The sequence below is a fragment of the Rathayibacter sp. Leaf248 genome, from assembly GCF_920939495.1.
Classification (GTDB): Bacteria; Actinomycetota; Actinomycetes; order Actinomycetales; family Microbacteriaceae; genus Rathayibacter; species Rathayibacter caricis.
This window is the reverse complement of sequence record NZ_CAKLAV010000001.1, coordinates 76,266-96,407: the sequence shown is the minus strand read 5'-3', so window position 1 is coordinate 96,407 and position 20,142 is coordinate 76,266. Positions and strand designations below refer to the sequence as shown.

Below are 20,142 nucleotides of genomic sequence, written 5' to 3'. Positions count from 1 at the left end.
GCCGCCTTCTCCGGCGACTGGATCGAGTGTAGTGACCGCGGACAGCGCGCAGGCTCAGGCGGGCCGGGCACCGGAGGAGCCCGCATCGCGACCACCGGCCGGATCGTTACCCTGAACGGATCCACAGTTTCGATCCCGCCGATAGAGTGGGCTCGACGTTCGTTCAGGTGCCGAAGGAGTTGCCGTGGAACAGTTCGATTCACCCGCCGTGGTGGCCGCCGATCCTCAGGCGAACGCCGCCGATCTGCTGCTCGACAGGGTTCGCGAGACCCCCGACCGCGTGCTGTTCGCCCTGCCCGAGGGCGGAGGCTGGCGCGACGTCACCGCGCAGGAGTTCCTCGACCAGGTGACGGCTCTCGCGAAGGGCCTCGTCGCCGCGGGCATCGAGCCCGGCGAGAAGATCGGGCTGATCTGCAAGACGCGCTACGAGTGGACGCTGATCGACTTCGCCGTCTGGTTCGCCGGCGCGATCCTCGTCCCGGTCTACGAGACCTCCTCGCCCGCCCAGGTGCAGTGGAACCTGACCGACTCCGGTGCCCACGCCGTGATCGTCGAGACGGCTGATCACTTCGCGCGGCTCGACGAGATCCGCGCCGACGTCCCGGACGTCCGCATCGCCTGGCAGATCGGGCTCGGCGACCTCGACAAGCTTGCCGCGCGCGGAGTCGACGTGCCGGACGCCGAGATCGAGCGCCGCCGCTCGCTCGCCACCGGCTCCGACATCGCCACGATCATCTACACCTCGGGATCGACCGGGCGGCCCAAGGGCTGCATCATCCGGCACTCGAACTTCGTCGAGCTCAGCCGCAACTCCGCCGTCGCTCTCACGGAGCTGATCCACCAGCCGGGCGCCTCGACGCTCCTCTTCATCACCACCGCGCACGTGTTCGCCCGCTTCATCTCGGTCCTCTGCGTGCACGGCGGCGTGAAGGTCGGCCACCAGGCCGACACCAAGCAGCTCCTCCCCTCGCTCGCGTCGTTCAAGCCGACGTTCCTGCTCGCGGTGCCCCGAGTGTTCGAGAAGGTCTACAACTCGGCGGAGCAGAAGGCCGAGGCCGGAGGGAAGGGGAAGATCTTCCGCCGCGCCGCGGATGTCGCCGTCGCGCACTCCATCGCCGTAGAGGCCGGGTCGGTGCCCCTGGCGCTCAAGCTGCAGTACCTGCTGTTCGACCGCCTGGTCTACTCGAAGCTGCGGGCGGCGATGGGCGGGAACGTGAAGTACGCCGTGTCGGGCTCGGCGCCGCTCGGCGACCGGCTCGGGCACTTCTTCCACAGCCTCGGGATCAAGATCCTCGAGGGCTACGGCCTGACCGAGACGACCGCGCCCGCGAGTGTGAACCGCACCGAGCTGTTCAAGATCGGCACCGTCGGACCGGCGATGCCGGGGGCGTCCATCCGGATCGCGGCGGACGGCGAGATCCAGGTGCGGGGCATCTGCGTCTTCGGCGGGTACTGGAACAACGAGCAGGCGACGGCGGAGTCGTTCGACGGCGAGTGGTTCCGCACGGGCGACCTCGGCTCGCTCGACGAGGACGGGTACCTGCGCGTCACCGGCCGCAAGAAGGAGATCATAGTCACGGCCGGCGGCAAGAACGTCGCGCCAGCGGCGCTCGAGGACCCGATCCGGGCGAATCCGCTGGTCGGCCAGGTCGTGGTGGTCGGGGACCAGCGGCCGTTCATCGCTGCGCTCGTCACGCTCGACAGCGAGATGCTGCCGACGTGGCTCGGCAACAACGGGCAGGATCCGACGCTCTCCCTCGACGACGCGGCCGTCAACCCGGCGGTCCTCGCCGAGATCCAGCGCGCCGTCGACCACGCCAACGGGTCCGTCTCGCGCGCGGAGTCGATCCGCAAGTTCGTGATCCTGCCGACCGAGTTCACCGAGGCGAGCGGCCACCTGACGCCGAAGATGAGCATCAAGCGCGCCGTGATCCTCTCGGACTACGCCGACACGATCTCCGCGCTCTACTCCGCCGCCCCGGCCACGGAGGGCATCAGCCTCCGCTGAGTGGCGGTGCCGCCCGGTGCTCGGGCGGCGGCGGTTCTGCGGCCGACGAGTGGTCGGGCGCGGGACCACCGCTGAGGGTGACGGTCAGCGCCGATGGCGGACGGCGCCCACTCCTGCCAGAGGTTCTGCGCGTGTCGCCTCCAGTACAGCGACGTGGATCTCGATACGCCCGCTCCGCGGGCTACTCGATCAGCAGGCAGGCGGCAGGGCCGAGCGCGCGCTCCCTTCAGAACGGACCCGCAACGGCGGGTCCGGGGGCTATGCAGAGGGTCGAGCCGTATCCGGGAAAGCGCGTGTCAGCGTTTTCCCGTCGGCGAACGCAGGACGCTCTACGGAACGCGCCCATCCACCCGAGCCGACCGCGAGGAGCCGGGCAAGGACCGGCTCCCCAAAAGGCACAGCCGTATCCGGGAAAGCGCGTGTCAGCGCTTTCCCGTCGGCGAACGCAGGACGCTCTGCGGAACGCGCCCCTCCGCGCGAGCCGACCGCGGGACGCCCGGCAAGGACGGGCGTCCGAATCGACTCAGAACCAGGGGGACTCGCGGACGTCCTTCATCGCGGCGCGGCGGTGCTCCTTGGAGAGCCGGTCGAGGTAGAGGCGGCCGTCGAGGTGGTCGCACTCGTGCTGCAGGGCCTGCGCCATCAGGCCGTCCCCCTCGAGGACGATCTCGTTGCCGTCGACGTCGGTTCCGCGGACCTTGGCGTACGGGTAGCGGATCGCCGGGTACCAGAGGTTGGGCACCGAGAGGCAGCCCTCGTCGACCGGTTGCGGCTCGCCGGTCAGCTCGACGATCTCGGGGTTCAGGATGTACCCGATGACGCCGTCCACGTTGTAGCTGAAGGCGCGGAGGTTCACGCCGATCTGAGGGGCGGCGACGCCGGCGCGTCCCGGAGGGCGGACGCTGTCGACGAGGTCCTCGACCAGTCCGCGGATCCCGTCGTCGATCGCCTCGATCGGTGCCGACGGGGTCTTCAGGACGGGATCTCCGAAGATCCGGATCTGGCGTTCGGTCATGTGGTGCGCTCCCTCAGGGCCTCCTCCGCTTTCAGGAGGGCGTTCTCGACGACTTCGCTCGCTGCCGGGTGCGGCCAGTACTGGCTGCGGGCGAGTCCGTGGATGCCGCGTCCGACGCTGGCGGCTTGGACGAGCGGCTGAATGAGGATACTCGCCTGCGGGCCCATCAGGTGCGCACCGAGCAGGGCTCCATCGAGCCCGACGACCAGGATGCAGACGCTGGAGTCGTCCTCGAGCGCCCAGCCGAAGGCGGTGGAGCCGTACTCCTGGCTGACCGAGATCGCGGCGACGCCGGCGTCCTCCGCGTCGGCCAGCGTCATGCCGAAGTGGGCGATCTGGGGGTGGGCGAAGATCGCTCCGGGCACGGGCGAGAGCGTGTTCCGCTGAGGGTCGTCCGGGTGCAGGAGGTTGTGGGCGACGATCCGCGCCTCGTGGTTCGCGACGTGCTTGAGCTGCCACTGGGAGGAGACGTCTCCGAGTGCGTAGAGGCCGGGGACGGGCGCGCCGCCCGAGAGGACCCGCTGCTCGAGGTCGACCGCGACCCGTCCGTCCGGATGCAGGTCGATCCCGACGGAGGCGGCGGCGAGGGTGTCGCTGTTGGGGTCGCGTCCGAGGGCGACGAGCAGGACGTCCGTCTCGACGCTCGACCCGTCGCTGAACGTGACGACGAGCCCGCCGTCGCCCGCGTCGACCTGCTCGGCGGTGACGCCGGTGCGGACGTCCCAGCGGCCGCGGGCGATCGCGGTGAACCGCCGCGCGATGTCCTCGTCGAGCGAGCGGAGGAGGCGGTCGCTCCGGACGGCGACGGTGACCGCGGTGCCGAAGGCGGAGAAGACGTGGGCGAACTCGACGGCGACGGCTCCGCCTCCCAGGATCACCATCCGCTCGGGGAGCTCGTCGAGGCGCATGATCGAGGACGAGTCGTGGATGCGCGCATCGGGCGCGTACGCCGCCAGCAGAGGGCGGGGCCGGGAGCCGGCGGCGATGACGACGCGGGGCGCGCTGATCCGGGTGCCGCTCGCGCTCACGAGCACGTGCGGCCGGGAGCCGTCGCCGAGCGACTCGAAGCCGAAGCTCTCGCGCAGCACGGTGACGTTCGGGGAGCGCTCGTCCCGGTACTCCAGTCCGGCCCGGCTGATCGTGTCGGTGCGGCCGAAGACGCGGTCGCGGACGGCCGCCCACTCGGGCCGCGCGACGGCTCCTCGCACGCCGATGGGCGCTCCCTGGTCGACGTCGGAGACCACGTCGGCCACGTGCACGAACATCTTGGTCGGGATGCAGCCCGCGTTGAGGCAGGTGCCGCCGAACCACTCCCCGTCGTCGAGGAGCGCCACGCGGGAGTCGTCGTACTCGGGACCGACGATCGAGTTGCCGGATCCGGCCCCGATGACGATCAGATCGAACTGCTCGGCGGCGTCGACCGCCGCCTCAGGCACGCCGGACCGGCATGCCCTCGACGACGAGCGCGGCCAGCAGTCGCGCTGCGTCCTTCGTGGCCGGACGCAGGTGCTCCCACTTCACGACCGAGCCGGCGGCCAGCACCGGGTCGTACGGGATGCGGACGATGTCGCGCACCCGCGAGCGGAAGTGCGACTCGATCTCCTCGAGCTTCACGAGGCTCGTCCCCTGCGTGGCGGTGTTCAGGGCGACGACGGCGTTCTTCACGAGAGCGCCGTGGCCGTTCGCATCGAGCCAGGTGAGGGTCTCGGAGGCGAGGCGCGCCTCGTCGATGCTCCCGCCCGACACGATGACGACCGTGTCGGCACGCTGCAGCGTCGGACGCATCACGGAGTGGACGATGCCGGTTCCGCAGTCGGTGAGCATGATCGAGTAGAACCGCTCCACGAGGTCCGCGACCACGTTGTAGTCGTCCTCGTCGAACGCCTCGGACAGCATCGGGTCGGTGTCGGAGGCGAGGACGTCCAGTCGGGTCTCGTCGCGCGACACCATCGTCGAGAAGTCGGTGAAGCCGGTGACTCCGGACGCCCGGTTGACGACGTCGCGGACGGTGGCCCGGGTCTGCTTCGGGACGCGCTCGGCGAGAGTGCCCCGGTCGGGATTGGCGTCGACCGCGATGATGCGATCCTCGCGGGCGTCGGCCAACGCCATGCCGAGGAGGGTCGTGACGGTCGTCTTGCCGACGCCGCCCTTGCGGGTCATCACCGGCACGAAGCGGGTGCCGCCCTCGAACTGGCGGCTGATCCGCTCCCCCATCGCCTTCCAGGCCTGCTCCTTCGCGGAGTCGCCGAGGTTCACCGTGTGGAACGTCACGGCGTAGACGAAGCGGTTCCAGCCGGAGGTCGGCGCGGGACGCGTACGCCGGTTCACCTCGAGGAGGCGGTCGGCCGTCAGCATCGACGACGATTCGGGGCCGGAGGCGGAACCGGGGGCGGATCCAGGACCGGACGACGCCTCGGACTCGGCCCGGAGACGGTCGCGCCGCGTGGCGCTGCGGGTCTGCTCGGCGGCGGAGGACTCGGCGGAGTCCGTGGCGGGAGTCTCTCCCCGGCGGCGGGGACGCTCGCCCGGCTCCTCGGGAAGCACGGAGACCTCGTCGCGCGAGGCGGACCCGGCGGACACGGGTCCGACGCCCGAGGCGGGGTCCGGCTCCGGAGGCGCGACATGCGAGGAGCGGGACGGACGGGCCGAGGGGATGCCGAGCGTGCCGACATCGACGGAGTCGTCCTCGACGGGCGCCGGCGCGGTGGACCGCCGCCGAAGCGGCGGGTCGACCCGCACGCCGTCGGGGATCCGGGTCGGAGCAGTGTCGCTCTCGCGGGGCACGTACTGCGTCGAGTCCCTCACCGCGTCGAGCGCGGTGCGGGGCACGGGGCCGGTGTCGGGCTGTTCGTCGTTGCGCTCATCCATGCGAACGAGCCTCCTTCCGCTTGCGGTCAGTGTACCGGCGGCCCGTTCGGGGGCGCCGGGCCTTGGAGCCCCCGGGCTCCGACTGCTAGGACGCCTCGACGACGACCAGCAGATCGCCCGCGTCGACCTGCTGCGTCACCGGGACGGCGAGCCGTCGGACGGTGCCCGCGACCGGAGTCGTGATGGCCGCCTCCATCTTCATCGCCTCGATCGTCGCGATCGCGGCTCCCGCCGCCACGACGTCGCCCACGGCGACCTTGAGCGTCACGACCCCCGCGAACGGAGCGGCGACCTGACCGGGGACGGTCCGGTCCGCCTTCTCGGCACTCGTCGTGTCGACCGCGACGGTCGTGTCGCGGACGAACACCGGCCGCAGCTGCCCGTTCAGGGTGGTCATCACCGTTCGCATGCCCTTGTCGTCCACGTCGCCGATCGCCTCGAGCCCGACGTAGAGGCGGACACCGCGCGCGATCTCGACCACGTGCTCCTCGCCCTGCCGCAGGCCGTAGAGGTAGTCGGCCGTGTCGAGGGCCGAGACGTCGCCGTACGACTCGCGCACGTCGAGGAACTGCTGGGCGGGGCCGGGGAACAGCAGCCGGTTCAGCGTGGCGCGCCGGGCGTCCGCGTCCTCGCCGAGCAGCACCGCGCGGTCCTCGGGCGAGAGGTCGGCCACTCCGATGCGCACGTCGCGCCCCTCGAGCACCCGGGTGCGGAACGGCTCGGGCCAGCCGCCGGGCAGCTCGCCGAGCTCGCCCGCCATGAAGCCGACGACGGAGTCGGGGATGTCGTAGGCCTGCGGGTTCTCGGCGAAGTCGGCGGGGTCGGCGTCGACCGCGGCGAGGTGGAGGGCGAGGTCGCCGACGACCTTGGAGGACGGCGTGACCTTGGGGACCCGTCCGAGGATCCCGTTCGCGGCGGCGTAGAGGTCCTCGACGACCTCGAAGCGGTCGGCGAGGCCGAGCGCGATCGCCTGCTGCCGCAGGTTCGAGAGCTGACCGCCGGGGATCTCGTGGCGGTACACCCGCCCGGTCGGTCCGGGCAGGCCGGACTCGAACGGGCGGTAGAGGCGGCGGACCGCCTCCCAGTAGGGCTCGAGATCCGAGACGGCGTCGAGGTCGAGCCCGGTGTCGCGGGGCGTGTGCGCGAGGGCGGCGACCAGGGCCGAGAGCGAGGGCTGGCTCGTGGTGCCCGCCATCGGCGCGGACGCGGCGTCGACGGCGTCGGCACCCGCCTCCGCCGCGGCGAGCAGGGTGGCGAGCTGACCGCCGGGAGTGTCGTGGGTGTGCACGTGCACCGGCAGGTCGAACCTCCCGCGCAGCGCCTCGACGAGGCGGGCGGCGGCGTACGGGCGCAGCAGCCCCGCCATGTCCTTGATCGCGAGCACGTGGGCCCCCGCGTCGACGATCTGCTCGGCGAGCCGGAGGTAGTAGTCGAGGGTGTAGAGGTCCTCGGCCGGATCGAGCAGGTCGCCGGTGTAGCAGACGGCCACCTCGGCGACCGTGGTGCCCGTCGCGAGCACGGCGTCGATGGCGGGCCGCATCTGCGAGACGTCGTTGAGCGCGTCGAAGATGCGGAAGACGTCGACGCCGGTGGCGGCGGCCTCGCGGACGAACGCGTCGGTCACCTCCGTCGGATAGGGCGTGTAGCCGACGGTGTTGCGGCCCCGGAGCAGCATCTGGATCGCGACGTTCGGCAGGGCCGAGCGGAGGGCCGCGAGCCGCTCCCACGGGTCCTCGCCGAGGAAGCGGAGCGCGACGTCGTAGGTCGCGCCTCCCCAGGCCTCGACCGACAGCAGCTGCGCAGTGAGCCGGGCGACGGAGGGGGCGACGGCCACGAGGTCGCGGGAGCGGACCCGCGTCGCGAGGAGCGACTGGTGCGCGTCGCGGAAGGTCGTGTCCGTGACCGCGAGGGCGGTCTGCGCACGCAGGGCGTCGGCGAACCCCTTCGGGCCGAGCTCCAGCAGGCGCTGCCTGGACCCGGCGGGAGCAGGAGCCGCGAGGTCGACGGCCGGCAGCTTGTCGACGGGCCGCAGTCCCGGCGGTCGGGCGCCGTGCGGCTGGTTCACCGTGACCTCGGCGAGCCAGGTCAGCAGCTTCGTGCCCCGGTCGCGGGACTCGCGGCCGGCGAGCAGCCCCGGCCTCTCGTCGATGAACGATGTGCTGAGGTCTCCCGCGGCGAACGACGCATCGTCCAGCACGGCCTGCAGGAACGGGATGTTCGTCGAGACGCCGCGGATCCGGAACTCGGCGAGAGCGCGCTTGGCGCGGGCCACCGCCGCCGGGAAGTCGCGACCGCGGCAGGTGAGCTTCGCGAGCATCGAGTCGAAGTGCGGGCTGATCTGAGCACCCGGGTTGATCGTGCCGCCGTCGAGGCGGATCCCGCCGCCGCCCGGCGAGCGGTACGTGGTGATCTTGCCGGTGTCCGGACGGAAGCCGGCCGCCGGGTCCTCGGTGGTGATGCGGCACTGCAGCGCCGCCCCGTGCAGTCGCAGCTCGCTCTGGGTCAGCCCCAGCTCGGCGAGGGTCGCCCCGGCGGCGATCCGCATCTGCGAGGCGACGAGGTCGACGTCGGTGACCTCCTCCGTCACCGTGTGCTCGACCTGGATGCGCGGGTTCATCTCGATGAACACGTGCTCGCCCGCCCGCTCCCCCGCGGTGTCCAGGAGGAACTCGACCGTGCCCGCGTTGACGTACCCGATCGACCGGGCGAAGGCGATGGCGTCGCGGTGCATCGCCTGCCGGGTCGTCTCGTCGAGGTTCGGCGCGGGCGCGATCTCGACGACCTTCTGGTGCCGGCGCTGCACCGAGCAGTCGCGCTCGAACAGGTGGACCGTCTCTCCGTCGGCGTCGGCGAGGATCTGCACCTCGATGTGCCGGGGCCGGACGACCGCCTGCTCGAGGAACATCGTCGGATCGCCGAACGCGCTGTCGGCCTCCCGCATGGCGGCCTCGAGGGCCGCGCGGAGGTCCTCCGGAGCGTCGACGCGCCGCATGCCGCGACCTCCTCCTCCCGCGACCGCCTTGGCGAAGATCGGGAAGCCGATCTCCGCGGCGCCCGCGAGCAGCTCGTCGAGATCGCGCGACGCCGGGGTGGAGCGCAGCACCGGCACGCCGGCGGCCCGCGCGTGCTCCTTCGCCGTGACCTTGTTGCCCGCCATCTCGAGGACCCGGGCCGGAGGACCGATGAACGCGATGCCGGCGTCGGCCGCCGCTCGGGCGAGCTCGGGGTTCTCGGAGAGGAACCCGTAGCCGGGGTAGATCGCGTCGGCACCGCACTCGAGGGCGACCCGGATGATCTCGGCCACATCGAGGTAGGCCCGGACCGGATGCCCCTTCTCGCCGATCTGGTAGGCCTCGTCGGCCTTCAGCCGGTGCATCGAGTTCCGGTCCTCGTACGGGAACACGGCGACGGTGCGCGCCCCGAGCTCGTACGCGGCACGGAACGCCCGGATCGCGATCTCTCCGCGATTGGCCACAAGGATCTTCGAGAACACGGCAGTCCTTCGGGTCGGTCCTCCGCGGGCGACGGGGAGCCGGGAGTGCGACGTCGCGCCCCCGTATCCGCATCCCGGGCCGGGTGGCGCGCAGGGAACGGTTAGGTTCTCCCACCCTAGTGAAAGTAAAGTAACCAGCCATGCATGTACTCAGCGTGAGCTCCCTCAAGGGCGGCGTCGGCAAGACCACGGTGACCCTCGGCCTCGCGTCCGCAGCGTTCTCGAAGGGTCTGCGAACGCTCGTCGTCGACCTCGACCCCCAGTCCGACGTCTCCACCGGCATGGACATCAATGTCGCCGGCCACCTCAACATCGCCGACGTGCTCACGTCGCCGAAGGAGAAGATCGTCCGCTCGGCGATCGCCCCCTCCGGCTGGACGAAGGAGCACCACGGCACGATCGACGTGCTCATCGGCAGCCCGTCGGCGATCAACTTCGACGGACCGCACCCGAGCATCCGCGACATCTGGAAGCTCGAGGAGGCGCTCGCGAGCGTCGAGGCCGACTACGACCTCGTGCTGATCGACTGCGCCCCGTCGCTGAACGCGCTGACCCGCACCGCGTGGGCGGCGAGCGACCGCGTCGCCGTCGTCACCGAGCCCGGGCTCTTCTCCGTCGCGGCGGCCGACCGCGCCCTGCGCGCGATCGAGGAGATCCGGCGCGGTCTCAGCCCGCGCCTGCAGCCCCTCGGCATCATCGTGAACCGCGCGCGCGTCCAGTCGCTCGAGCACCAGTTCCGGATCAAGGAGCTGCGGGACATGTTCGGCCCGCTGGTGCTCAGCCCCCAGCTCCCGGAGCGCACCTCGCTGCAGCAGGCGCAGGGCGCGGCGAAGCCCGTCCACGTCTGGCCGGGCGAGAGCGCGCAGGAGATGGCGCACAACTTCGACCTGCTGCTCGACCGGGTCATCCGCACCGGCCGCATCGGCGAGCAGGTGCCGGCGGGGAAGTAGGCGCGACCTCTTCTCGACCACGGCGTCGCAGCTCGGGCTGCGGCGCCGTCGTCGTCGTCGGGCGGAGTGGTCGGCGCGGCGACAGCGGTTCCTGGCGGTGGGCGGATCTCGATACGCCCGCTGCGCGGGCTACTCGATCAGCAGAGGCCGCGGAACCACGGATCAGCGGGGGCAGGCGGGTGACCGGAGCGGCGGTCAGCCGACCTTGCGGGAGGCGCGGCGCTGGGCGAGCTCGTCCAGGGGGTCGACGGACTGGCTGCCGAGGTCGACGAGGCTCGATTCGACCTCGCGGAGGACCTTGCCGACGGCGATGCCGAAGACGCCCTGACCGCGGCTGAGGAGGTCGATGACCTCGTCGTTGGAGGTGCAGAGGTAGACGCTCGCTCCGTCGCTCATGAGCGTCGTCTGGGCGAGGTCGTCCACCCCGGACTCGCGCAGCTGCGTGACCGCGGTGCGGATCTGCTGGAGGGAGATGCCGGTGTCGAGCAGTCGCTTGACGAGCTTGAGCACGAGGATGTCGCGGAAGCCGTAGAGACGCTGCGTGCCGGACCCCGAGGCGCCGCGCACGGTGGGCTCGACGAGCTCGGTGCGGGCCCAGTAGTCGAGCTGGCGGTAAGTGATGCCGGCAGCACGGGCTGCGACCGCTCCGCGGTAGCCCGCGCTGGCGTCGAGATCGGGGAGTCCGTCGGTGAACAGGACGAGGTCGCGCTGGCCGCTGACGTCGCGGCGGACTTCTCTCATCCCGTGGCCTTCCGGATCCGAACGCCGGATCGTCCGAACGCGCTCCCTACGGTACTCACCCGGGGGTGCCGAGTAAACGACATCGGCTCGACGGCCGCGGCGTGTCGTCGCGGCCGCGGGATCACGAGCGGGCGATCCGCGTGAGGGCGCTGCGGACCATGGCGCTCCGGATCGTTCCGAGCTGCGCCGCGAGCCCGATGGCGTTCTCGGTCGCGCTCGCGGAGCCGGACACGTCGCCCCGGCGGGCGCTCGACGCGACGACGCTCTCGATGAGCGACATCTCGCGCTCCACCGCGACCCGCAGCGGGCGGAGGTGGCGCGGCTCGATGCCCGATCGCGAGAGCTCGACGAGCGCCTTGAGGGTCGTCACCGCCTCCTCGCCGTAGAACTCGCCACCGCGGACGAGTCCCGCGCCGATCGCCTCCTGGAGGAGCGCGCCGCTCGCTCCGGACTCCTGCGCGAGCTGCTCGCGGGTGAGCCGGGACGCCGGGGCGAGCAGGGAGGCGGGCGCCCCGCCCACGCCGCTCGGGAGCACCGGCTCGCGGCCGGCGTCGACGTCGTCGAGGTAGCCGCGGATGACCTTCAACGGCAGGTAGTGATCGCGTTGCAGCGCGAGGATCATGCGGAGCCGCTCGACGTCCGCTCCGGAGAACTTGCGGTACCCGGAGTCGGTGCGAGCGGGTGACACGAGCCCCTGCTCCTCGAGGAAGCGGAGCTTGGACGGGGTCACGTCGGGAAACTCGGTCGTGAGGCGGGACAGGACCTGTCCGATGCTCAGCAGAGCGGCCGGACCGGACGGGAGGGCCCGGGCGGTGGAGCGCCCCACGGTCTACGCGTCCGGTGCGGCGACGAGGTCGGCGCGGGACGCGTAGAAGGTGAGCCGGAACTTGCCGACCTGCACCTCGGAGCCGTCGGTCAGGAGTGCGGACTCGATGCGCACGCCGTCGAAGTAGGTGCCGTTGAGCGAGCCGAGGTCGCGGACCTCGAAGCCCGTGCCGCGGCGGACGAACTCCGCATGGCGGCGCGAGACGGTGACGTCGTCGAGGAAGATCCCGGCGTCGGGGTGCCGGCCGACCGTCGTCGAGTCGGTGTCGAGGAGGAAGCGCGCTCCTGTGTTCGGACCGCGGCGCACGACCAGCAGGGCGGATCCGGACGGCAGCGCGCCGACCGCCTCGGCCTCGTCGCGGGAGGCGCGGTTGTCGAGCGCAGCGAGCTGCGCACCGATGTCGTCGGTGAACGTGAGCGTCGTGTCCGTCGAGGGCTCGACGGGCTCGGACTTCAGCGGTTCGGTGGATGATGCTCCACGCACGGGCTCGGCCAAGACGTACCTCCTATCCGTTCAGCGTATCGGAATCCGGGGGCCCGCCGGACCCGGAGTTCTGCGACCGGACCCCCCGGACGAGACCGGCCGTCTGCACCGCGTAGACGATCCCGGCCCACCAGTAGAGGAAGGCGCCCCAGAGCGCGAAGGCCCAGGCGATGGGCAGCGAGGCCGGCGCGAGAGCCGGGAACGCCTGTCCGAGCATGATCAGGGGCAGGGCGTAGAAGAGGCAGAACGTCGCGAACTTGCCGAGGTGGTGCACCGGGAGCGGCCCGTAGCCGGTGTTCGCCAGGATCACGGCCAGGACGACGAGCATGAGATCCCGCGCGACCAGCACGGCGACCAGCCACCACGGCACGAGTTCGCGGAACGCGAGGCCGAGCACCGTGGCGAAGATGTAGAGCCGGTCGGCGGCCGGATCGAGGATGCGCCCGAGGCGCGTCATCTGGTCGAAGCGGCGCGCGATCCAGCCGTCGAGGTAGTCGGTGAGGCTGGAGACCACCAGGGTGAGCAGCGCCAGAGCGTCCTCCCCCTCGATCACGAGGACGAGGAACACGGGGACGAGCGCCAGGCGCACCATGCTCAGGACGTTCGGGACCGTCCAGATCCGGTCCTCCCCCGCGCGCGCCATGCGCTCAGCCTACGGGCGGGCCCCGCGCGCCGGGTCAGCGCTTGTCGCGCCAGACCCGCTCGAACGGGAGACGCCAGGCGTGCGGCGCGATCAGCTGGTGGATCGCGTTCGGGCCCCAGGAGCCGGGGGCGTAGAGGCGCACGGGCGGCGGATCCTGCAGGAGCGGCGCCGAGACCTCCCAGAGGCGCTCGATGCCCTCGGCGGTGGTGAAGAGCGTGTGGTCGCCGCGCATCGCGTCGAGGATCAGCCGCTCGTACGCCTCGAGGGCGTCGCCGGCGCGATCGGTCTCCTGCAGCGCGAACTGCATGCTGAGCTTGTCCAGGCGCATGCCCGGGCCGGGCCGCTTGCCGTAGAAGGACAGCGAGACCTTGGAGGCGTCGGCGAGATCGAAGGTGAGGTGGTCGGGGCCGTGGGCGCCGACTCCGGAGCCCTGCGGGAACATGCTCTTCGGAGGCTCCCGGAAGGCGATCGAGATGATGCGCTGCCCCTCCGCCATGCGCTTGCCCGTGCGGAGGTAGAACGGCACGCCAGCCCAGCGCCAGTTGTCGATCTCGCACTTGAGCGCGACGAAGGTGTCGGTCTCGGAGTCGGGGGCGACGCCGGGCTCCTCGCGGTAGCCGATGTACTGGCCGCGCACCACGTTCTCGGGGTTCAGCGGCCGCATCGAGCGGAAGACCTTGTTCTTCTCCTCGCTGATCGCCTGCGGCTCGAGGGCGGTCGGCGGCTCCATCGCCATGAACGCGAGGACCTGGAACAGGTGCGTGACCACCATGTCCTTGTAGGCGCCGGTGGACTCGTAGAACTCGGCGCGACGGTCGAGCGTCAGCTTCTCGGGGATGTCGATCTGGACGTGGTCGATGAAGTTGCGGTTCCAGATCGGCTCGAAGAGGCCGTTGGCGAAGCGGAAGGCGAGGATGTTCTGCGCCGGCTCCTTGCCGAGGAAGTGGTCGATCCGGAAGATCTGCTCCTCGTCGAACGTCTCGTGCAGCTCGGCGTTGAGGACGACGGCGCTCTCGAGGTCGACGCCGAAGGGCTTCTCCATGATGATGCGGGAGCGCTCGACGAGGCCCGCCTCGGCGAGCATCCGCACGACCGACAGCGCGGCCTTGGGCGGCACGCTGAGGTAGTGGAGGCGGCTGACGTCCGGGCCCAGCTCCTTCTCGGCAGACTTCACGGCCCCGGCCAGGGCGGCTGGGCCCGCCGACTGCGGCACGTAGCAGAGCTTCGACGCGAACTCGTCCCACTGCGCGCGGGTGAGCGAGCGGCTGCCGAACTCGTCGTACGCGAGCTTCGCGAAGGCGCGGAACGACTCGTCGTCGTGCTCCTCGAGCGAGGTCCCGACGATGCGCACGTCGGGCGCGAGCGAGGACAGCGCCAGATGCGCCATGCCGGGGATGAGCTTGCGCCGCGCGAGATCGCCGACCGCCCCGAAGAGCACGACGACGTGAGGAGCGGCCTGCTCTGTCTGGACGGCGGGAGCGGAGGGTGCGGGTGTCACGGTCACACCTCCGATCATTCCATTGCGAAACGAGACCCGGGCGTCATCTCCCGGATACGAGGCGCCGCTAATGTCTGTCAGGTGCCTCCGATCTCCGACGCGCCAGCCGCGACCGCAGCACCCGCCCCCACCTCCGCCGACGGCACCGTCGCGCCGCCCCTGGACGACCGCATCCGTGCGGACGTCCACCTCCTGGGCGAGCTCCTCGGTCAGGTCCTCCGCGAATCCGGGGACCCGACGCTCTACACCGACGTCGAGCGCCTGCGCGCGCTGACGATCAGCGCGTACGACGGCGGGCGACCCGAGGACCTCGCCGATGCGGAGGAGTTCGTCGCGTCGCTCTCGGCCGAGCGCGCCGAGGAGGTGGCGCGCGCCTTCACCTGCTACTTCCACCTCGTCAACGTGGCGGAGGAGTTCCACCGCGTGCGCGTACTGCGCAGGCGCGAGGCCGATGCCGGCGCGCAGTCGCCCGAGGACTCGATCACCGCGTCGGTGGCGACGCTCACCGCCGAGCTCGGCGAGGAGGAGGCGTTCGAGCGCCTCTCGCGCCTCGAGTTCCGCCCCGTGCTCACCGCGCACCCCACCGAGGCCCGCCGCCGGGCCGTCGCCTCGACCATCCGGCGCATCAGCGCGCTGCTCGAGCAGCGCGACGACCCGCGCACGGGCGGCGTGGTGCTGCTCGAGAACCGCCGGCGCCTGCTCGCCGACGTCGACACGCTCTGGCGCACCGCGCCGCTACGCGAGTCGAAGCCGTCGCCGCTCGACGAGGTGCGCACCGCGATGAGCGTCTTCGACGAGTCGCTGTTCTCGGTCCTCCCCCGCGTCTACCGCCGTCTGGACGACGCCCTCCAGGGCGAGGCGTCGGGCACCCGCGCGCCGATCGCCCCCGCCTTCGTGCGGCTGGGCACCTGGATCGGCGGCGACCGCGACGGCAACCCGTTCGTCACCGCCGCGACGACCCTCGAGGCCGTCGGGATCGCCTCCGAGCACGTGCTGATGGGGCTCGAGCGGGTCGCGCGCCGCGTGGGCCGCGCCCTCACGCTCGACGCGTCGACCACTCCGCCGTCGGACGAGGTGCTGGCGCTCTGGGACGCGTGCACGGGCCGCGCGCCTGAGCTCGCCGAGGACATCGCCGACCGCTCCCCCAACGAGACGCACCGGCGCGTGCTGCTGTTCGCGGCCGAGCGCCTGGCGGCGACGCGCTCCGGCGGCGCACTCGCGTACTCCTCCGCCGCCGAGCTGATGGGCGACCTGCGGACGCTGCAGGAGTCGCTCCTCGCCGCCGGCGACGCCCGCTCGGCCTACGGCGACCTGCAGAACATGATCTGGCAGGTCGAGACGTTCGGCTTCCACCTGGCCGAGATCGAGGTGCGCCAGCACTCGAAGGTGCACCGCGAGACGATCGCGGCGATCCGGGCCGGCGGTGCACTCGACGAGCGCAGCGAGGAGGTGCTCTCGGTGTTCCGCGCGATCGCGACCGTGCAGGAGCGCTTCGGCGTCGCCGCCGCGCGCCGCTACATCGTCTCGTTCACCCAGTCCTCGGACGACCTGCGGACCGTGTTCGAGCTCGCGGACGCGGCGACGGAGGGGCACCCGCCGGTCATCGACGCGATCCCGCTCTTCGAGACCTTCGCCGACCTCGACGCGTCGACCGACATCCTCGCCGAGATGATCCGGCTGCCCCAGGTGCGCAAGCGGCTCGACGAGACCGGGAACCGCCTCGAGGTGATGCTGGGCTACTCCGACTCGTCGAAGGACGTCGGACCCGTCTCGGCGACGCTGGCGCTCTACGACGCCCAGGCGCGCATCGCGAAGTGGGCGGCCGACGAGGGAATCGTGCTCACGCTGTTCCACGGCCGCGGAGGCGCACTGGGACGCGGCGGCGGACCCGCCAACCGCGCGGTGCTCGCGCAGCCGCCGGGATCGGTCGACGGCCGCTTCAAGCTGACGGAGCAGGGCGAGGTCATCTTCGCGCGCTACGGCAACCCGGACATCGCGACCCGGCACATCGAGCAGGTCGCCGGCGCGACCCTCCTCGCCTCCTCCCCCTCGGTCGGCGAGCGCAACGCCGCGGCGGCCGACCGCTTCCGCGAGGTCGCCGAGACGATGGACCGCGAGTCGCGCAAGCGCTTCTTCGAACTGGTGAAGGCCGACGGCTTCGCGCCCTGGTTCGCCCGGGTCACCCCGCAGGAGGAGGTGGGCCTGCTCGCGCTCGGCTCGCGTCCCGCGCGCCGCGGCCTCTCGGTCGAGTCGCTCGAGGACCTGCGTGCTATCCCGTGGGTGTTCGCGTGGACGCAGGCGCGCGTCAACCTGACCGGCTGGTTCGGGCTCGGCAGCGCACTGGAGGCCGTGGGCGACCTCGAGCTGCTCCGCTCGGCGTACGCCTCGTGGCCGCTGTTCACGACGATGATCGACAACGTCGAGATGTCGCTGGCGAAGACCGACGAGGGCATCGCGCGCCGCTACCTGGCGCTCGACTCGCGCGACGACCTGGCGGCACTCGTCCTCGACGAGATGGAGGCGACCCGGCGCTGGGTGCTCTCGATCACGGGCGAGGAGAGCCTGCTCACCGGACACCGCGTGCTGGGCCGGGCGGTGCGGCTGCGCACTCCGTACGTCAACGCGCTCTCGCTGCTGCAGCTGCGGGCGCTCCGCGCGCTGCGCACGGATCCGGGCGGCTCGGGGACGGAGCAGAACCAGCGCCTGCTGCTGCTCGCGGTCAACGGCGTGGCCGCGGGCCTGCAGAACACGGGCTGATCCGGACGCGTCCCGGAACGACGGAACCCCCACGACCACGTGGTCGGCGGGGGTTCCGTCGTTCGAGCGTCAGATCTGGGCGCCGTCGGCGAACTGCTCGGGGCCGGCGGCCTCCTGAGCGGCCTTCGCCTCGTCGTACTGGCGGCGCACCTCGACCATGTCGAGACCGCGCACCTGCTCGATGAGGTTGTCGAGCGCCGGGGCGGGCAGCGCGCCGGGCTGCGCCATCAGCGGGATGCCGTCGCGGTAGACGACGAGGGTCGGGATGGAGGAGATGCCGTAGCTCGCGGCGAGCTGCTGCTGGTCCTCCGTGTCGACCTTCGCGAAGGTGATGTCGGCGTTCTTGTCGCTCGACGCCTCGAAGACCGGGGCGAACTGGCGGCACGGGCCGCACCAGGCCGCCCAGAAGTCGATGAGGACGATGCCGTCGGAGACGGTCTGGTCGTGGGAGTCGAGGGTCATCGTGGTCGTAGCCATGCCCTCTCCAACCCGGGCGGCCGCCCGGCTATTCCCCGAGCGGATCGCGGGGTGCGAGGAGGTCGAGCAGGGTGCGGGGGCCGAGGGCGGCGGCTCCGAGGGCGCTCACGCGGGCGATCAACTCGCGGTCGGCGGTGACCACGGCGGCGGGGGCGTCGAGCGCGCGCACCAGGGCGACGATCGCGTCGTCGCCCGAGCCGTCCGCCGACTCGATCCGGAGGCGCCGTGGCGGGACGGCGGCGAGGGCGGCCGTGGTGTCGGCGTCGCGGGCCGCGCCCTCGAGGACCACGGCGATCCGCGGCCAGACGCGATCGACGGCGACTCCGAGCACTGCGCCGGGCAGACCCGCGACTGCCAGAGCGGCCAGGCCGTCGAGGAGTCGCTCCGCGGCTCCCGCGCGGTCGCGCCACCAGCCGTCGGGCCGGGAGCCGACGACGTTCGCGGCGTCGACGACCAGCACGGGCAGCGCCGCGTCGAGAGCGCGCAGCCCGCTCCAGGAGGCGCCGAAGCCGGGGTGCAGCGGCAGCGAATCGACGTCGTCGGGAGCGACCCACCGCAGCTCGGTGCTCTCGGCGTCGGCGATGCGCGGCTCGAAGTGCTCGAGCGCGTGCGCGAGGACGGTGGTGTAGCTCCAGGGTCCGACGGTGACGACGCTGGCGGCATCGGGTACGACGAGCTCGGGCGGGACGCCCGCCTCCTCCACCGATTCGCGCAGGGCGGCCTCGAAGGCCGACTCCTCGGGGTGGCGGGCCCCTCCGGGGAGTCCCCAGGTGCCGCCGAAGTGGCTCCAGGCGACGCGGTGCTGCAGCAGCACCCGACCGTCGGGGTCCCGCAGGAGCAGACCGGCCGCGCCGAAACGGCCCCAGAACCGGCGCCCGTCCCCGACCTCGACCCAGCCGTCTCCGAGCGACGCGTCGAAGGGGTGGCGCGGAAGCGCGGCGTCGCCGCCGCTGTCGCTGCCCGTCATGCCCTCCAGCCTGACACACCGCGCCGGGACGACCGGACGGTGCGACTCCCCGTGGCTGGCAGAATCGGACGATGCGCCGCTCAGGAGTCCTCCGTCTCGCGACGGCGCTCTGGCTCGCGGTCATCGCGCTGATCACGCTGACCCCTGCGCCGTACCCGGCCGGGGAGCCGTCGACGCTCGTCCGCTCGATCATCGCCTTCCTCGGCTCGACTCCGCTGACCTCGTGGTTCGACTACGACGTCGCCGAGTTCACCGCGAACGTGCTCATGCTCGTGCCGCTCGGGGCGCTGCTGGCCGCGCAGCTGCCTCCGCGCCGCCGTCTGCTCGCCGCCCTGATCGGGCTCGGCGTCTCGGTGCTCGTCGAGACGATCCAGCTGCTCTGGCTGCCGTCGCGCGTCTCGGACGTCCGCGACCTCGTCTCGAACGGACTCGGCTCGCTCCTGGGCGCGCTGCTGACGATCGCGCTGCTCCGCTCCTCCGCTCGCCGCTCCCTCCGGAAGGACCGCACCGCCCATGCCCGCTGACACCCTCGTCCTGCTCGATCGCCCGTCCGAGGCGTCACCGGGCCACGGCCTCGCCGCGGCGGCGGTCGTCGATCCGACCGGCGTCGGCGGGATCGACGTCACCGATCTCGGCTTCACCCGGGGCGACGGCGTCTTCGAGACGATCAATCTCGTCGACGGGCGGCTGCAGGCGCTCGACGCCCACCTCCACCGCTTCGCGGCCTCGGCCCGGATGCTGGAGCTGCCGGAGCCCGACGGCGCCGCGTGGCGGCACGCGATCGCCACGGCGGTCGCCTCGCATCCGCGGGTGCCGGAGGCGATGGTGAAGACGATCCTGACGCGCGGGCTCGAGGGCGACGGACGGCCGACGGGCGTGGTGTTCGTCCAGACGAGTCCGGACTTCGGCCCCGCGCGGCGGGACGGAGTGCGGATCGTGCTGCTGGACCGGGGGCTGCGCTCGGACGTGCGGGAGACCTCGCCCTGGCTGCTCGCGGGGGCGAAGACGCTCTCGTACGCGGTCAACCGCGCGGCGTCGCGCGAGGCGGTGCGGCGCGGGGCGGACGACGCGCTCTTCGTCTCGAGCGACGGGTTCCTGCTGGAGGGGCCGACCTCGAACCTCGTGCTGCTCACGGGCGGCGCGCTGCTCACTCCGCCGCCGAGCCTGGGCCTGCTGCCCGGGACGACGCAGGCCGACCTGTTCGCGCTGGCGGACGGACTCGGTCTGCAGACCGCCTACCGGGCCCTGCGCCGCGAGGACTTGGGCGCCGCGGACGCCGCCTGGCTGGTCTCGAGCGCGCGGAACGCGGCTCCCATCCGCGCCGTCGACGGGAGCGAGCGCCGCGTCGACGCCGAGCTCTCGGCCCGGATCAACGCGGCGCTGCTCGCGCGCTGACGCGGCGCCCGGAAGCGCCAC

The 20,142-nt window shown here is 72.1% G+C and carries 16 protein-coding genes; 5 read left to right on the top strand and 11 right to left on the bottom strand.

Annotated features, from left to right (window positions below; all coding sequences use genetic code 11):
* Positions 1–184 precede the first annotated feature (184 nt).
* Entirely contained in the window at positions 185–2,008 is a 1,824-nt protein-coding gene (locus LRG51_RS00500; protein ID WP_055794924.1) for an AMP-dependent synthetase/ligase, read from the top strand.
* A gap of 523 nt (positions 2,009–2,531) precedes the next feature.
* On the opposite strand, the gene def is transcribed toward LRG51_RS00500, so the two are convergent.
* The 4 genes from def to LRG51_RS00480 form a co-directional block, all read right to left on the bottom strand.
* Positions 2,532–3,023 (bottom strand): peptide deformylase, encoded by a 492-nt coding sequence (gene def / locus LRG51_RS00495; protein ID WP_230670384.1) that lies wholly within the window; start codon positions 3,021–3,023, stop codon positions 2,532–2,534.
* Positions 3,020–4,459 carry a mycothione reductase gene (locus tag LRG51_RS00490; RefSeq protein WP_230670382.1) on the bottom strand — a complete coding sequence of 480 codons (1,440 nt, stop codon included), beginning with the start codon at positions 4,457–4,459 and terminating at the stop codon, positions 3,020–3,022. Before LRG51_RS00490 ends, def begins: the two co-directional genes overlap by 4 nt.
* The gene (locus tag LRG51_RS19490) at positions 4,452–5,891 is read right to left on the bottom strand and encodes a MinD/ParA family ATP-binding protein (protein WP_268966540.1); all 1,440 of its coding nucleotides are present in this window, start codon (positions 5,889–5,891) and stop codon (positions 4,452–4,454) included. Before LRG51_RS19490 ends, LRG51_RS00490 begins: the two co-directional genes overlap by 8 nt.
* A gap of 85 nt (positions 5,892–5,976) precedes the next feature.
* Positions 5,977–9,384 (bottom strand): pyruvate carboxylase, encoded by a 3,408-nt coding sequence (locus LRG51_RS00480; protein WP_230670380.1) that lies wholly within the window; start codon positions 9,382–9,384, stop codon positions 5,977–5,979.
* Positions 9,385–9,524: 140 nt separating this feature from the next.
* Between LRG51_RS00480 and LRG51_RS00475 the strand changes: the two genes are divergently transcribed.
* Positions 9,525–10,334, top strand: coding sequence for a ParA family protein (locus LRG51_RS00475; protein ID WP_055794914.1), 810 nt, complete (start codon positions 9,525–9,527; stop codon positions 10,332–10,334).
* A gap of 195 nt (positions 10,335–10,529) precedes the next feature.
* Here LRG51_RS00475 and LRG51_RS00470 read toward each other — a convergent pair whose 3' ends face one another.
* The 5 genes from LRG51_RS00470 to zwf form a co-directional block, all read right to left on the bottom strand.
* Complete coding sequence (locus LRG51_RS00470) at positions 10,530–11,075, bottom strand: MerR family transcriptional regulator (protein ID WP_055794909.1); 546 nt, start codon at positions 11,073–11,075, stop codon at positions 10,530–10,532.
* A gap of 121 nt (positions 11,076–11,196) precedes the next feature.
* Positions 11,197–11,901, bottom strand: coding sequence for a transcriptional regulator FtsR (gene ftsR, locus LRG51_RS00465; RefSeq protein WP_055794906.1), 705 nt, complete (start codon positions 11,899–11,901; stop codon positions 11,197–11,199).
* A gap of 3 nt (positions 11,902–11,904) precedes the next feature.
* On the bottom strand, positions 11,905–12,357 hold the full coding sequence (locus LRG51_RS00460) for an FHA domain-containing protein (RefSeq protein WP_230673060.1): 453 nt from the start codon (positions 12,355–12,357) through the stop codon (positions 11,905–11,907).
* A 49-nt stretch (positions 12,358–12,406) separates the two neighbouring features.
* The gene (locus LRG51_RS00455) at positions 12,407–13,027 is read right to left on the bottom strand and encodes a CDP-alcohol phosphatidyltransferase family protein (RefSeq protein ID WP_055794903.1); all 621 of its coding nucleotides are present in this window, start codon (positions 13,025–13,027) and stop codon (positions 12,407–12,409) included.
* A gap of 34 nt (positions 13,028–13,061) precedes the next feature.
* Positions 13,062–14,525 (bottom strand): glucose-6-phosphate dehydrogenase, encoded by a 1,464-nt coding sequence (gene zwf, locus LRG51_RS00450; protein ID WP_230670378.1) that lies wholly within the window; start codon positions 14,523–14,525, stop codon positions 13,062–13,064.
* A gap of 159 nt (positions 14,526–14,684) precedes the next feature.
* Here zwf and LRG51_RS00445 point away from each other — a divergent pair, with 159 nt between their 5' ends.
* On the top strand, positions 14,685–17,282 hold the full coding sequence (locus LRG51_RS00445; RefSeq protein WP_230673059.1) for a phosphoenolpyruvate carboxylase: 2,598 nt from the start codon (positions 14,685–14,687) through the stop codon (positions 17,280–17,282).
* A gap of 69 nt (positions 17,283–17,351) precedes the next feature.
* Here LRG51_RS00445 and trxA read toward each other — a convergent pair whose 3' ends face one another.
* Complete coding sequence (gene trxA / locus LRG51_RS00440) at positions 17,352–17,759, bottom strand: thioredoxin (protein ID WP_055794900.1); 408 nt, start codon at positions 17,757–17,759, stop codon at positions 17,352–17,354.
* A gap of 28 nt (positions 17,760–17,787) precedes the next feature.
* On the bottom strand, positions 17,788–18,726 hold the full coding sequence (locus LRG51_RS00435; RefSeq protein WP_230670376.1) for an NUDIX domain-containing protein: 939 nt from the start codon (positions 18,724–18,726) through the stop codon (positions 17,788–17,790).
* Positions 18,727–18,797: 71 nt separating this feature from the next.
* Between LRG51_RS00435 and LRG51_RS00430 the strand changes: the two genes are divergently transcribed.
* Together LRG51_RS00430 and LRG51_RS00425 are read left to right on the top strand one after the other, a co-directional pair.
* Positions 18,798–19,250: a VanZ family protein gene (locus LRG51_RS00430; protein ID WP_055794895.1), complete on the top strand. Its 453-nt coding sequence runs from the start codon at positions 18,798–18,800 to the stop codon at positions 19,248–19,250.
* The gene (locus tag LRG51_RS00425; RefSeq protein ID WP_230670373.1) at positions 19,240–20,121 is read left to right on the top strand and encodes an aminotransferase class IV; all 882 of its coding nucleotides are present in this window, start codon (positions 19,240–19,242) and stop codon (positions 20,119–20,121) included. The genes LRG51_RS00430 and LRG51_RS00425 overlap by 11 nt, the downstream gene beginning before the upstream one ends.
* Positions 20,122–20,142 lie beyond the last annotated feature (21 nt).